Here is a 13,252-nt window from a genome sequence, read left to right as displayed (position 1 = left end):
AGCAGCCCGGTAGCTCGTCAGGCTCATAACCTGAAGGTCACAGGTTCAAATCCTGTCCCCGCAACCAACGTCAAACCCGCAGGCCCCTAGCCTCGCGGGCTTTTTTGTACCCCCAACTCACCACAAAATGTCAGCGACCCTACTGACATTTACAACAACCATAGCCCGCAAAGCCCCCGCTTCGCGGGCTTTTTTGCGTCTCCAAACCAACGCTCAAAATGTCAGCGAACCGCATGACATTTTGCCGCGCGCGACGCTCGATTCAAAACATCAACATACGTGACTAGAACCAACATTCCGACGGTCACAATCGCCGGCGCTCTTTCTCAATGTCCGTTCTCACGATCCCAGCAAATCGAGCTGGGCTTCGTCTTCACCCCCGTCGAAGGTCGACAGGGTCACCCCGATCAGCCGGATTCCCGCCCGCAGCGGATACAATGTCCGCACCAGCGCGACCGCCGTCTCGTGCAGCGTCTCGCGGTCGTTCACCGGCGCGTTCCGCGTTCGGCTGCGCGTCACCGTCTGGAAATCAGCATAGCGGCATTTCACCGTCACCGTCCGCCCGCGCCCGCCCGATTTCTCGCACCAGGCCCATACGTCATCGGCCATCGCCCGCACGCCCTCTTCGACCTGTTCGGGCGTCTCGCGGTCCTCGGTATAGGTCGTCTCCGAGCCCGAGGATTTGCGGGGCCGGTCGGGATTGACGATCCGGTCGTCCTCGCCCCGCGCGATCGCGTGGTACCAGGTGCCTGCCTTGCCGAAATGCGCCTGCAGGAACGCCATTTCCTGCGCGCGCAGATCGGCGCCGGTGAAGATGCCCAGCCGGTTCATCTTCTCCGCGGTCTTCGGGCCGACACCGTGGAATCGCCCGACCTCGAGCTTCTCGACGAACGCCGCGCCCGCGCCCGGCGTGATCACGCATTGCCCATTGGGCTTGTTCTGGTCCGAGGCGAGCTTGGCGAGGAACTTGTTGTAGGAAACGCCCGCTGACGCCGTCAGCCCCGTCGTCTCGAAGATCCGCGCCCTTATCTCCGCCGCCGTCTCCGTCGCGGAAGGGAGCCCGCGCAGATTCTCGGTCACGTCGAGATAGGCCTCGTCAAGCGACAGCGGCTCCACCAACGGCGTATAGTCGAGGAAGATCGCCCGGATCTGCTGCGAGACGGCGCGGTACACGTCGAAGCGCGGCGGCACGAACACGAGTTCGGTACACCGCCTGAGCGCCGTGACCGACGGCATCGCGGATCGCACCCCGAATCGCCGCGCCTCGTAACTCGCCGCCGCGACGACGCCACGCCCGCTCGGGCTGCCCACCGCCACTGGCCGGCCGCGCAGGCTGGGGTCGTCGCGCTGCTCCACCGACGCGTAGAAAGCGTCCATATCGACATGGATGATCTTGCGGGTCACGGCGCGGCTTACTCAGCATGATTTCGGCCAAGGGACCAGCCGCACGCTCGACAGGTGCGCGCGAGCCGCCTAAATCCTGCCGCGGGGCAGGGGGTAATATGCGAAAATACTGGAAGATTCTGGCGCTGGCAGCGCCCCTCTTCGTTCAACCCGCAAGGGCGGCGCCGGCGGATTTTCCAGTCTGTGACGGCTATGGCGCGCCGACCACGAAGGCGGACGGCATGACGACCGCGGACCGCCTGTTCGGTCTGACGGCCGCCAGCACCGATATTCGCAAGGGCAGCGCCACCATCTTCCCGGGCAAGGGCATCGCCGCCTGCGACGCGGCGCTGGCCGATCCGGCGCTACTACCTGCCTTCGCGCTCCGTCGCGCCCATCTGCTCCAGGCAAAGGCCTTGCATCAGATCGCCGGCACCGACGCTGCCGGCGCGCTCGAATCGCTGACGGCGTCGGACGCGGTCGGCGCGGGCATGAGCAATCGCTATTTCAGCGACAGTGTGGCGTTGGGCAATCGCATGGTGCGGGCCTTCGCTCTGTCCACTCTCGCCCGGAAGCTGGATGCATTCGCAGAGGCCGACGCGGTTTCCGCGGCGCGCCCCTATTCGCCGTCGACGCTGCAGGCCGCCTTCAGTCTGCGGATGCAGATCGATCCCGGTCTCGACGCGCAACTGGCGCAGATGAAAGCCGCGGCGCCGGTCAATCCGGAATTGCTATCGCCCTATTTCTGGACGGCGATGGCAAGCGGCAGGTTCGATCTCGCTGCCCAGGTCGGCGGACAGATCGATTTCGATCTTCCTGCCACCCGCGGCAACTGGGTCATCGTGGGTGCCGACCAGCAAAAATATGACATGATCCGGGATCGGGCAGTGCTGGCCGGCGGTTACGCCTATGCGCTGGTCGCTACCGGCCGGATTCCGGCCGCCAAGGCTGTGCTCGCGGCTGCGCGGCAGGATATCGAGGCGGCAAGGGCCCGCCCGCCTGAGCCGGAACCGGGCCGCAAGATTTCGCGCGCGGTCGCGACCGATTATGGATGGCGGGTCGCGGCGGCCAACGACGCAGCTACCTCATTGGCGCAATGGGAATGGGCAGCATCCTTCCGCGAAGGGATCGCGGCCAGGACGCCGGAGGACCTCGGCGCCGGCTTCAAGACCCTGTCCGAACGAGAGACCAGGCCGTCGCCTCTGTTGATCTCGGTGGACTTGCTCGCGCACCTCCCGGCCCCGGTGGCGGCCGATGCCGCCGAACGGGATCGGCTCGTCGCGGAAATCCGTCAGCGCTTCGACGCGACCCGCCGATCGGGTCTGAAGTTGTCGCTCGCCGATATGAGGGAGGCGCTGCCCCGCCCCGAGACCGCGGCGATGCAGCCGAAGGTCAAGCGCGCAGGGGACGGCTATTTCCTCAGCGACAACGGCTTTTCCCAACGGCGGCTCGATGACCCGGACGTACGCACGGTCCGCTTCGCGCACGCCGTGGCGAGCAAGGCGACGGTGGAGGAACTGGCGCTGCTCAGCGCTGCGACCCTGGCCCGGCGCGAAGGCAAGGACGGAATATTGCTGTTGTCGCGCCGCACGTCGCAACGGGTGATGACATTTCAGGGAGCCCCGGCTGAGGATGGCACGCCGAGCGGCAACGAAGCCTCGATCAATGTCGTCTTCGTCACGATCGGCGCCGTGCCTGCCCGCTACACCGACTATAGCTGGCGCGTGCTCAAGGTCGCGGCGATCATCGACGCGCTCTCTCCGCGCTATCCAGCGCAATAAGCGGGTCGGCGATCCGGCAGGTCAGCTATAACGCTCCTCGGTCCAGGGATCGCCGCGCCTATGGTAGCCGTTGACCTCCCAGAACCCCGCCTTGTCCGCGGCCAGGAAGTCGATCCCCTTGATCCACTTCGCGCTCTTCCAGAAATAGAGATGCGGCACGACCAGCCGCGCCGGCCCGCCATGCTCGCGGGCGAGCGGTTTGCCCTGCCAGCCATGCGCCAGGATCGCGTCGGACGCGGCAAAATCGGCCAGCGGCAGGTTGGTGCTATAGCCGTCATAGCCGTGCAGCAGCACGAAGCGCGCGTCGTCGCCCGGCTGGACCAGGTCGAGCAGGTCGCGGGTCAGCACGCCCTGCCAGTCATTGTCATAACGCGACCAGGTGGTGACGCAGTGGATGTCGGTGCGGATGCCCGTTTGCGGCAGCGCCATGAACGCCTTCCAGTCGAGTGCGACCGGATGGTCGACCAAGCCGCCGACCGTCAGCATCCAGCGCTCGGTCGGCACGTCGGGCTGCTGGCCCAGGTCGAGCACCGGCCAGTCGCGCACCAGATGCTGGCCCGGCGGCAGGCGCTCGGTGTCGGGTCGCGCATTGTGGCCGGTCAGGAACTTGCCCTCGCTCGCCCAGCGCTGCTTCGATCGGGTGAGCTTGCTCGTTTCGGGGACCTCGTCGTCCATCCCGCGCTCCTGTGCCGTGCGCCTCCCCTATAGCACGCGCTTCGCCGGCAGCAGAGCCTTGTCGATCCGCGCGGAGACTCCGACGCTGCGCCCCGCCAGATTGGCGATGGTGAGGCGCACGGCGCTGCCCATCAACTGGGCACTTTCCGACAGGGTCAGGCCGTAATCCTGCTGTAGCCATTGGATCAGCCCGGTGCTCGCCGCCTTCGTCGCCTCGTCGAGCGACCCGGCCTGGCCCAGCACCATGATCTGCGTGGGGGATTCGACACGGGGCGCTCCGATCGAGCGGCCCTTGATCAACTCGACGCTGAACTCGACGTCCATCGACGTCTCCAGCGCATATTGCGACGTCTCGCCGTCGCCCTGCAGCGCATGCGCGTCGCCGAGATAGAGCAGGGCGCCGGGCTGCTGGACGGGCAGATAGATGATATTGCCCGCGACCACTTCGTTGAAGTCCATATTGCCGCCGGTACGGCCGGTATCCCCGGTCGACATCGGCGCCGATCCGAAGCCCGGCGCCACGGCAAGCCCGCCGAGCATCGGCCGCATCGGCACCGACAGGTCCTTGAGTGCCCCCGTCCCCTCCGGAGTGGCCCGGCCCGTCGCCCGGTCGAGCTTCCAGCGCACCGGCTTGCCGAGATCGCCCGCCTTGGCGACCAGGCTCGTGCCGAGCGCCCGCCCGACGATGCTGTCCAGGCTGTCGGCATAGTCGCGATTGGGCGTCAGGCGCTTGATAAGGATGGCCAGCGTATCGCCCGCCACCGCGCCGTCCACATAGAAAGGCCCGGTCTGCGGGTTGCCGAACAGGGCACGCGTGACGCCCGCCGCATCGACCCCGCCCGAATCCACCGTGCTGGTGCGCACCGTGTCGCCGGGCCAGATCGTCAGCACCGGTGCCCGATCGGCGCTGAACAGGTTGGAATAATCGGTCGGCTTGAGGTCGTAGGTCCGGGGCGGGCCGTCCGGCCGCTTGGGCAGGCGCCGCGCGGTGAAGCGATGCCGCGCCCGCGCGCCGGGCGTGTTGGAATCGGCGAAGTCGGCTTCGCCCGACATCGCCGCGCCGTCGCGCATACCGGCATAGCGATATTCGGTGCCCTTCGCGTCGGTCGCGACGAAGCGGAGCCCCTTGCCCTTCGCGTCGCCCCTGACCGGATCCCCGTCCAGCTCGCCGGAGAGCCTGCCTTCCTCGCGGATCAGAGTCATGGTGGAATAGGCCGGGGTGCCCCACATGTCGATGACGACCAGCCAATGCTCGGTCGTCCCGGCGGAGTCCCGGGCATAGGCCGGACTGGTGAGCGACAAGGCGGCAAGGGCGAGCAGGGTCTTCACGTGAATCTCCGGCGCTATCGATTACGTCTGTAGTCGATAGCGCCGATTCAAACCCATGCAAAGCATGTCAGCGCGACTGATCGCCTTCGTAACCCGCGACCAGACCGTCAGGCGGCCGGCTCGATCCGGTAATGGATCGGCTTGAAGCTGCCGCCATTGGAGTCCGGCGCGGAGCAGGCGGTGAGGCCGATGATCAGGTCCGCCGCCGCCCGGAAGGCGATATGGTCCCCGGCCTTGCTGATCGGTGGCAGGACCTTCAACGCGCCCGTCTCGCCGTCAACCGGCACGTTCATGAAGCAGTTGAACGCGGTCGGAATGCGATCCGGTACGATGCCATAGGGCGCCAGCGCCTCTGCGAGATTGCCGAAACAGCCGCGATGCGGCGCGAGATCGTCATAGAGCAACCGAAAGGTATCGGCCGAACAGGGTGTCAGCAGGAAGTCATGCCGGCCCACCACGTCCTCGACAATCTCAAGCAGGACGTTGGACCGGTTCGAATAAAGCTTGTCGCCCGTCGTGAGATAGATGCGCGAGGCATAATCCAGCGTCCGGCCGGACGAGATCACCTCATCCACATCCGTCGCGCTGAACGCCAGCAGGTCAGCCACCTGCTCGCCGCGCGGGTCGATCACCACCAGGGTCTCGCCCTTGCGGAGGTGGAAGGCGGTGCCGCTGCGTTCCGGAATCTCGATCGTGCCGCTCATGCGTCGCCCCCATAGCGGAACGGGCACGCCCAGTCCGCGCCCACCGCACGACCGCTATATTGCCGCGCTTCGCTCGCGTCGCCATGGCGCGCCAGCATGGGGTTGCGCGATCCGGCCAGCGCCTCGTCGCGTACCAGGATCTTCTCGCGCATCCCTTCATAGGTGCCCAGGGTGCGCAGCGTCTCGAACTGGTCGTGCAGGTTGAAGATCATCGCCGGTCGCGCGAAGCGTCGCGCCGGGCGGCTGGCCCGGGGATGCAGCCCGACGATGAAGAAGGCCTCGCCGCCGAAGCTCAGCGAGAAATGCGGATTCTCCGGGTCGGGGCTCACCGCCGGGTCATAGTCCTGGCCGCGCCACACATCCTTGTCGGACAACGACTGCACGCGTTCCCACAAGGCAACCTCGAACAGGCCCTCGGAAAGGTCTTCCGGCCCCTCAAACACCACGGCGAAGCTGCGGAACAGGGCGGGGGCCTCGCGATAGGCGGCGGCGAAGGCGATCAGCCCGTCATGGATGCGCAGATCGTCCCACGCGCTGTCGATCCGGTTGCACGCCAGCACCTGCAAGGTGCCGCGCGCCAGCGCCGCCTTGGCGCCGACACAGGGGAAGCCCGGATCGTCGACCATGGCATGCATCATCGTCTGCAATTCGTCCTGGGCATGGTGCCGCCAGGGGTGAAGGGGGGTGCTGGGCGGGGACATTGCCCCGGGAAGACGCTTCGTCGATCAAGCCGTTCCCGGAATTCATACTGATCGAAAGCAAGCGCAACACGACGAATTGAAACGACATTGGGGCCACCTGCGCTTGGGCGGTTCGGCAGAGTATGACATTTTCCGCGCCATGCCGATGTTTGAACCGACCTCGCGGCCGATGACCGATTATGGCGGATTTCATCAAAGCAACGGCATCTACTGGCGCTTCGTGCCCCAGGATGTCGGGACCTTGTGGGCCGGCCTGTCCGAGGTGAAGGCGCGCGGCATGGCGGTGCGAATCCGCGGGGCCGGCCATTCGATGAACGGGTCCTCGATCCCGCGCTCGGGCGAGGTGCTGATCGAGACCCGGGGCCTCGATTCCTATGTCTTCACCCGTCCGGGCACGATCACCGTCGGCGCCGGCGCGACGATGTGGGACGTGCAGCGCCTGCTCGAACCGCTCGGTTACGAACTGCTCGTCCTCAATGACGGCAACGCGCCCGCGTCGACCGTGGGGGGCTATGTCTCGGCGGGCGGCTTCGGTGCGGAAAGCTGGCGTCACGGCGGCTTCTGGGAAAGCGTCGAGAGCATCGACATCGTCACGCTCGACGGCGCGGTGCGCACGGTGGCGCGGGCCGATCCGCTCTTCGCCTGGCTGTTCGGGTCGATGGGCCAGCTCTGCATCATCGTCTCGGCGACCTTGGCCGTCCGGCCGCGCGCCGGGGGAGACGCCGCCTTCCCGCTCGGCAAGCGCGGGCGCGTGCCGGCCAGCCGTCATAGCTGGGAGAAGACGATCTGGTTCTCCGCCTTCGTGCCGCGCCCGGTCTGGGGCCAGGCCCGGCGCGAGCTGGCGGCGATCGGGGAACGGCATGGCCATTTGTGGCAGGCGCGGCCGGCCTATGCCTATTCGCTGCCCTTTGGCCGCTTCACCCCGCCGCTGATCCATCCCGCGCAGCAGGATCTGGTCGCTGTCGGCATCTGGGGCGAGGCGCCGGAAGGCGGATTCGATCACATGGCGGTCCGCGCGCTCGACGCGGAGTTCACCCTGTGGCTGCGCGCCCATCCGGATTTCCGGCGCTATGCCCAGACCGAGCTTCTCTATCCCGGCTTCGACATCGTCGCTCATTTCGGGCCTGAGTGCTTCGCCCGCTTCCGCGAATGGAAGAACCAGCTCGATCCGTCGGCCCGGCTCGCCCCCGGCCTGCTCGACCTGCCGACTCAGCGCGAAAGTGCGTGACGCACCGCGAGATAGGCCTTGGCCCGATAGGGCAGACCCGGTTCATGGACGAGCTTGATATGGTGTACGCTGCGCTGGAACCGGTCGCCGCCGGCCACGATATCGCCCGCCGCCTGCCAGATGCGTAGCGCCTCGGCCTTGCCCGCCCGGCAGGGGCCATCCTCGATCGCGCGCACCAGGAATCGGTCGAGCAGTTCGCCCGGCGACCGCCCGGTTCGTGACGGCGCGAAATAGGCCTCGAGCCCGATCTTCGGCCGCAGCCCGGGCGTCAGGTCGATGCACAAGGTGACGTCGCCGACTGCCGGCTGATACCTGACCAGCAGCGCCCGCACCGCCGCGACATCGGGATAGCCGATCCGTTCGAGCAGAGTCAGGATCCCGTCCAGCGCGATCTGGTTGATGCAGACCCTGAGGCCTTCGAACGGTCGCGCCCGCATCGCGCCGAGCTGGAAGATCACCGCCTGTGGCGGCAGCGCAGCCCCGATGCCGACCACCGCCTCGATCAGCTCTCCGGGCATCGGCGCATCCGTCAGCGCGGCGCCAGCCTCGGTCACGCCGTCGCGCAATGCCGCGAGATCGCCGGCCGGGTAGAGCGGCCGGCAGAACAGGTTCGGCACCGCCGGCTTGGGCCCGAACAGATCGAACTCGAGCCAGGCATCGTCGATCCGCGCGGCGTCGACCAGATGCCCGAGCGTCCAGACCGATGCCCATTCAGGCTGCAAGCGGTGCGCCGCCGCCAGGGTCGCTGCCCCGTCGCGCGCGCGCACTGCCGAAAGCAGGATATCCGCCTGTGCCGCCGCCTCATGCAGCGGGCATTCGAACCCGAAGGTCTGGCGCACGAAGCCGGCGGGCAGCAGCGCGCCGGTCGCCAGCATCCGCGCGCGCGCCTCCTCCCCCACCAGTTCCAGCGGCACGCTGTCCAGCAACGGCGCCAGATGCTCGGCGAAATCATCCACCCCGGCTCAGCCCGGATCGACAAAGGTCAGCAGCCCGTTCTCGACCAGCAGCGTCGCCAGCACGATCCGGCTCCCGTCGCCGAGGTGCGTGGGCAGGTCGCCGACGCGGAACGCCCGCATCGCCAGGACATGGCGGACCATCGATTCGGCGCGGATCGGCAGTTTCAGCGATCGTCCGGCGAACAACAGCATCAGATCGGCGCCGCCGGCATGGGCGTTGCAGCCCAGTCCCGGCCTGACCTTAAGTATGGTGTCGACGCCGATCGTGCCCAACCGCAGCATGTCCGCACCCGCGCCCTGCCAGTCCCCCTCGCGCGAATGGACGAACTGGTCGGCCAGCGTGTCGAGCGAGCGGGCGAGGTCGTCCGGATGGAGATGCGCCGCCAGCGCCGCGACCATCTCCGGCGCGCGCTTAGCCGCCTCGGCGCGCAAGGCGGAGTCGGTGGCGAAACCCGGGGGCAGCGCCGTCCTCAGCGCCGGGCTCCGTCGTGCCGCCGCGAGCAGCGCATGCACCGCGACCTCGTACCAGGTGACCACCGGCGCCGCGACGGTCAGGTGAAGCGAGGCGCTGTCGCCGGTCATCACCTCATGCACATGCCCGCGCGGCACATAGAGCATGTCGCCCGCGACCAGCCGGATCGTGCGGGAGCCATGCTCGGGCGGCAAGGTCTTCAGGCTCGTCTCATAGGGCAAAGGCCGCTTCAGCCATTCCTCCCGGCCGCGGAACATCACCTCAAGCGGCAGCTCGGCGGCGGGCGAGCGGATCGTCCAGAGCTTCTCACCCTCGACCTGAAGGACGAACACGTCGTGATTGTCGTAATGCGCGCCGAACGCCCGTGCCGAAGGCGGCGTCATGTACAGGTTGATCGCGATGTCGCTGCTCAGCTCCTGCTCCAGACAGGCGGCGAGGCGGCGGATCGCCGGGATATAATGTTTGGTGTTGCCGATGCGGATCGTCGCGCCCTTGCCGATCCTCTTGTAGACTGCTTCGGGCGTCCATGACGATCGCGCCGCCGGCCCAGGCTCCGGTGCCTCCTTGTCCTCCAGATGTCCGCCGATCACCGAGATCGGAAAGTCGGCGCGCCCGCACTGGCTCGCGATCAGGTGATCGACCTGCTCCCGTCCGACCAGCTCGCTGAAATACCCAGGATCGCCGCGCGCGACATACAGCGGCTCGACCTGCCAATGCTTCGTCAGGAAATCGTCGCGCCCGACCGTCCCGAGCAGCCCGGCCAGGCTCCAATCTCTAGTCATAGCTCAGGAAACAGGGCAGCGCCTCGGGCTCGGCAAGGCGGAGCAGGCTGTACGCGATCCCCACCGCGCCGGTGAACAGCCCGGGCGCGAAGATCTTGCCCGGCACGTTCAGCACCAGCCGGAAGCTCCCGTCGCGGCGATAGCGCTCGACGACATAGGCGGCGTCGCGCCGCAGCCCCTCGATCGCCGCCGCGTCGTCCATCGCCAGCGCAAGGTCGAGCTGCATGTCGATCCGCCCCATATTGCCGCAACAGCCATGGTCGACATGGTCGAGGGTGAAGTCGCCCGCCGTCCGCAACGCGCGCTTGGCCTGGTCGAGCAGATCGGGGTCGCGGGTGATGCGGTGCATCGCCAGCCGGTACAGGCCGATGCCCGGCGCGCCGTGGCACCAGGCGGTCTGGAAGGCGGGCGCCTCGGGCGTGCTGCGATAATCGGGATAATTGCCGCGTTCCGCATCGAACAGAGCTTCCTCGAACGCGACATGTGCCATTGCCGCGTCGCGGTATCGCGCGTCGCCGGTCGCGTCATAAGCCCGCATCAGCGCCAGCGCGACGCCCGCCGTGCCGTGCGACGCACCGGTAACCACAATGCCCTCATAGGTCGGCACCAGCCCATCACTATTGCGGCTGGCGAGCAGATGATCGGCGGTCAGCGCGATCGCCGTCACAACGCTAGCATCGCCGCTCACCCGGTGCAGCTTGGCCAGCCCGAGCAGCAGTCCCGCGCTGCCGAAGATCACATCGAACTTGCGGTCGCGCGCCAGCAGGGCGGCATCGATCCGGTCGGTACAGGCGATCGCTGCCTCGATCGCCTCGACGGCAATCTTATGGCCGGGCAGGAAATCGGCGATCGAGGCGAGCCCATAGACCACCGAGCCAAGCCCGTTGCCCCCGCCCACCGTGCCGTAGCGCAGCAGCCCGTCCAGGTCGGTCTCGATCGCGCCCAGCACTGGCCGGATCGCCGCCGCCGCCAGATCGGCCAGCGCCGCGTCGTCCCCTATCTTCGCCGCGCCGGCGAGGAAGAAGGCCAGCCCCATCGACCCGCTATAGAGATTGTAGGAGATCGGCTTGAACTGGAAGGTGTCGGCTTCCTTCAGATATTCGAGCGCGATCCACGCCGCGCTGCCGTCCCCGGCGCGGATCGCTTCGCGCGCCAGCTCCTGTGCTACCTCGTCCGCCACCGCGCGGCACGCCTCGGCGGAGATCGGCGCGAGATGCCCGGTCGCCTGCTTGTCGAACCGGGTCAGAGCAGCGACCGCGTCGGGATCGTCATGATAGCTGCGCGCAGCCCGCGCATGGAAGGCGCAGGCGATATAGCGTTCCTGCAGCGCCAGATCGTCGGCATCGAGCCGGTCGAGCTTGTGGCCCAACCGCTCCAGGCACCCGCTGGAGAAATAGCCCGGCGCCCGCACCGCGCCCGCCCCGTCGACGATGTCGAGCCCGTCGGCCGGCACGCGGAAATAGGGGATGTCGAGGTCGATCATCGCCTCATGCTCGGCGCGCAGCATGCCCCAGGGCGTCGGCCCGTCGCCGCTTGCGCCCAGATACATGCGCGCCATCTGGTCGGTCTCGATGCTCCAGTCGAGGCCGCTGCGCAGATATTTCGGGTCGGTCAGCTTCCACAGATGCTGCGCATAGACATTGGTCGCCTTGCGCACGAAGCGGACCTGGATGTCCTTGTGCCGCGCGATCAGCGCCGACAGCTCGACACGCCGCTCGACCAGGAAGCGGTACATGGCGCGGAACCCGGCAATGATGGCGTCGACATGCCCGTCAGCCTGCACCGTCTCGCCCGCGACCAGGGGCTGGTTGGTCATCGCCGCCACTGGCACTTTCCGCGGCTCGAGCCTGATGTCGTCGGTGCCGATGCCCACCCAGGCGTTCACCGACTGATCGTCATTGCCCGCGACCGAGGCGCCGCCGAACCCGCTGGTGTCGCGCTTGGCCCCATCGGCGCGGATGTTCCAGTTGGGCAGCATGCCGGTGCGCATCACCGAATAATAGACGGTCTCGCTGGCGAGCAACGCGGCATTGCCGCTGCCTGCATCCATTTCCTTGTACGGATTGAAGATCGTCTCGGTGTCGATCAGGTACGGCTGCTCGCCGCGCGCCACGAGATTCTCGTGATGGCAGTCATAACCTTCCAGGGCATAGGTCAGCGCCAGCAGATAGCCCGCGCGGACATAGAAGCGCCCGGCCGCTTCGGCATCGGTGCAGGGCTCGTTCCCGACGAACTCCTGCCAGCCATGAGTGCCGCGGTTGATCGAGGCTGCGCTCGCCATCGGCAACAGCCCGGCGCCGGCGTTGATCCACCCGATCAGCTCCCCCATCAGCAAGTCGGTATCGAGCGGTTTCGGCTTGTAGACGATCCGCCGTCCCGACGCCCAGCACAGGATCACCGTGCCGCGCCCGCCATTGTGCCGATCGGACAGGCCGAAAGAAAGGGCGACCGGATCGCCCAGCGCCACGCCGCCGTTGAACTGCTGCTCGAGCTCGAACCGGTCCTGCTCCAACCGCGCGAACAGCTCGACGGCCGACTCGATCCAGCCCGTCGCCATCGCCGCGATCTGCCGCGCCAGCACGGCATATTCGGTAAGGAAGGCGGGCCAGCGCCCGTCGAAAAACTCGCGGACGAAGGCGCGGTACAAATCGGTCGAGATCTGGCCGCGCGCCCGGCGCAGCGCCGCCGACAGGCCCGATTCCCGGCGCGATCGATAAAGCGTGAATTCAAGGTTGAACGCCAGCGCGGCGTGATGCGCGAGCTGGTGGATCAAGGTCGCCCGCGCTGACGACAGGCTGGCCCAGCGCGCCTCCTCCGCCAGCTCGGGCCGCGCCGCGCGCAAGCATGCAAAACCATGTTCGGCAAAGGGCCGCACCAGCGCGTAGAAGGGCGGGTTGCCCGCCTCTTCCGGCTGCGCCGCGAAGATCTGTTCGTCGCCCCACCCGGCCGCCGCGGCCAGCGCGTCGCGGATGAAATCGGTCCAGCCGGGCAGGGGAGCGCCCGGTACATCCGGCGCATCGCCCAGCAATGCCGCCAGTCGGTTCGGGTCGAACCCGTCCTCGACCAGCCGTCGCCGGAACGCCGCCGCATCGCCCTTGGCCGCGGTCTCGCGCCACTGCGTCTCGCGCCGCGCCGCGATCGTGCCCGGCGCTCCCGTCAGCTTCAGGCGCGCGCGTTCATGGACGGTCATGGCGCGCATCGCGATGCGCGCCATGTCGTCGGTCGTCGGTACCATGTCCGG

The 13,252-nt window shown here is 67.5% G+C and carries 10 protein-coding genes; 2 read left to right on the top strand and 8 right to left on the bottom strand.

The features are described from left to right. Nucleotides 1-339 precede the first annotated feature (339 nt). Nucleotides 340-1,377, bottom strand: coding sequence for a DNA polymerase IV (dinB, locus tag AC1RT8_RS22415; protein WP_493078500.1), 1,038 nt, complete (start codon nt 1,375-1,377; stop codon nt 340-342). 248 nt (nt 1,378-1,625) lie between these two features. On the opposite strand from dinB, the gene AC1RT8_RS22410 reads away from it, so the two are divergent. Then, a complete protein-coding gene (locus AC1RT8_RS22410; protein WP_493078489.1) occupies nt 1,626-3,164 on the top strand; it encodes a hypothetical protein in 1,539 nt (512 codons plus the stop codon). A gap of 21 nt (nt 3,165-3,185) precedes the next feature. Here the strand turns inward: AC1RT8_RS22410 and AC1RT8_RS22405 are convergent, their stop codons facing one another. From AC1RT8_RS22405 to gntA, 4 genes are all read right to left on the bottom strand, one after another. Further along, the gene (locus AC1RT8_RS22405; protein WP_493078487.1) at nt 3,186-3,839 is read right to left on the bottom strand and encodes a sulfite oxidase-like oxidoreductase; all 654 of its coding nucleotides are present in this window, start codon (nt 3,837-3,839) and stop codon (nt 3,186-3,188) included. Between the two features lie 27 nt (nt 3,840-3,866). Continuing rightward, complete coding sequence (locus tag AC1RT8_RS22400; RefSeq protein ID WP_493078485.1) at nt 3,867-5,168, bottom strand: acetamidase/formamidase family protein; 1,302 nt, start codon at nt 5,166-5,168, stop codon at nt 3,867-3,869. Between the two features lie 107 nt (nt 5,169-5,275). Continuing rightward, nucleotides 5,276-5,872, bottom strand: a complete 597-nt coding sequence (locus AC1RT8_RS22395) for a DUF1989 domain-containing protein (protein ID WP_493078483.1) — start codon at nt 5,870-5,872, stop codon at nt 5,276-5,278. Continuing rightward, nucleotides 5,869-6,573 (bottom strand): guanitoxin biosynthesis heme-dependent pre-guanitoxin N-hydroxylase GntA, encoded by a 705-nt coding sequence (gene gntA / locus AC1RT8_RS22390; RefSeq protein ID WP_493078481.1) that lies wholly within the window; start codon nt 6,571-6,573, stop codon nt 5,869-5,871. The genes AC1RT8_RS22395 and gntA overlap by 4 nt, the downstream gene beginning before the upstream one ends. 139 nt (nt 6,574-6,712) lie before the next feature. On the opposite strand from gntA, the gene AC1RT8_RS22385 reads away from it, so the two are divergent. Next, nucleotides 6,713-7,801, top strand: coding sequence for an FAD-binding oxidoreductase (locus tag AC1RT8_RS22385; protein ID WP_493078479.1), 1,089 nt, complete (start codon nt 6,713-6,715; stop codon nt 7,799-7,801). On the opposite strand, the gene AC1RT8_RS22380 is transcribed toward AC1RT8_RS22385, so the two are convergent. The 3 genes from AC1RT8_RS22380 to lanM are packed head-to-tail and all read right to left on the bottom strand — an operon-like array spanning nt 7,783 to nt 13,246. Next, the gene (locus tag AC1RT8_RS22380) at nt 7,783-8,757 is read right to left on the bottom strand and encodes a hypothetical protein (RefSeq protein ID WP_493078477.1); all 975 of its coding nucleotides are present in this window, start codon (nt 8,755-8,757) and stop codon (nt 7,783-7,785) included. The genes AC1RT8_RS22385 and AC1RT8_RS22380 overlap by 19 nt on opposite strands. A gap of 6 nt (nt 8,758-8,763) precedes the next feature. Further along, nucleotides 8,764-10,011 carry a JmjC domain-containing protein gene (locus AC1RT8_RS22375; RefSeq protein ID WP_493078475.1) on the bottom strand — a complete coding sequence of 416 codons (1,248 nt, stop codon included), beginning with the start codon at nt 10,009-10,011 and terminating at the stop codon, nt 8,764-8,766. Beyond that, nucleotides 10,004-13,246, bottom strand: a complete 3,243-nt coding sequence (lanM, locus tag AC1RT8_RS22370; RefSeq protein WP_493078474.1) for a type 2 lanthipeptide synthetase LanM — start codon at nt 13,244-13,246, stop codon at nt 10,004-10,006. The genes AC1RT8_RS22375 and lanM overlap by 8 nt, the downstream gene beginning before the upstream one ends. Between the last annotated feature and the right edge of the window lie 6 nt (nt 13,247-13,252).

Source organism: Sphingomonas sp. GW821-FHT10F11 (assembly GCF_058809095.1).
This window is presented reverse-complemented; position numbering and strand designations above follow the sequence as displayed.

Bases quoted from the DNA above. Each gene is read 5' to 3' on its own strand.
- lanM (WP_493078474.1), bottom strand. From the start codon at position 13,246: ATGGTACCGACGACCGACGACATGGCGCGCATCGCGATGCGCGCCATG.
- AC1RT8_RS22405 (WP_493078487.1), bottom strand. From the start codon at position 3,839: ATGGACGACGAGGTCCCCGAAACGAGCAAGCTCACCCGATCGAAGCAG.
- dinB (WP_493078500.1), bottom strand. From the start codon at position 1,377: ATGGACGCTTTCTACGCGTCGGTGGAGCAGCGCGACGACCCCAGCCTG.
- AC1RT8_RS22410 (WP_493078489.1), top strand. From the start codon at position 1,626: ATGACGACCGCGGACCGCCTGTTCGGTCTGACGGCCGCCAGCACCGAT.
- gntA (WP_493078481.1), bottom strand. From the start codon at position 6,573: ATGTCCCCGCCCAGCACCCCCCTTCACCCCTGGCGGCACCATGCCCAG.
- AC1RT8_RS22375 (WP_493078475.1), bottom strand. From the start codon at position 10,011: ATGACTAGAGATTGGAGCCTGGCCGGGCTGCTCGGGACGGTCGGGCGC.
- AC1RT8_RS22385 (WP_493078479.1), top strand. From the start codon at position 6,713: ATGCCGATGTTTGAACCGACCTCGCGGCCGATGACCGATTATGGCGGA.
- AC1RT8_RS22395 (WP_493078483.1), bottom strand. From the start codon at position 5,872: ATGAGCGGCACGATCGAGATTCCGGAACGCAGCGGCACCGCCTTCCAC.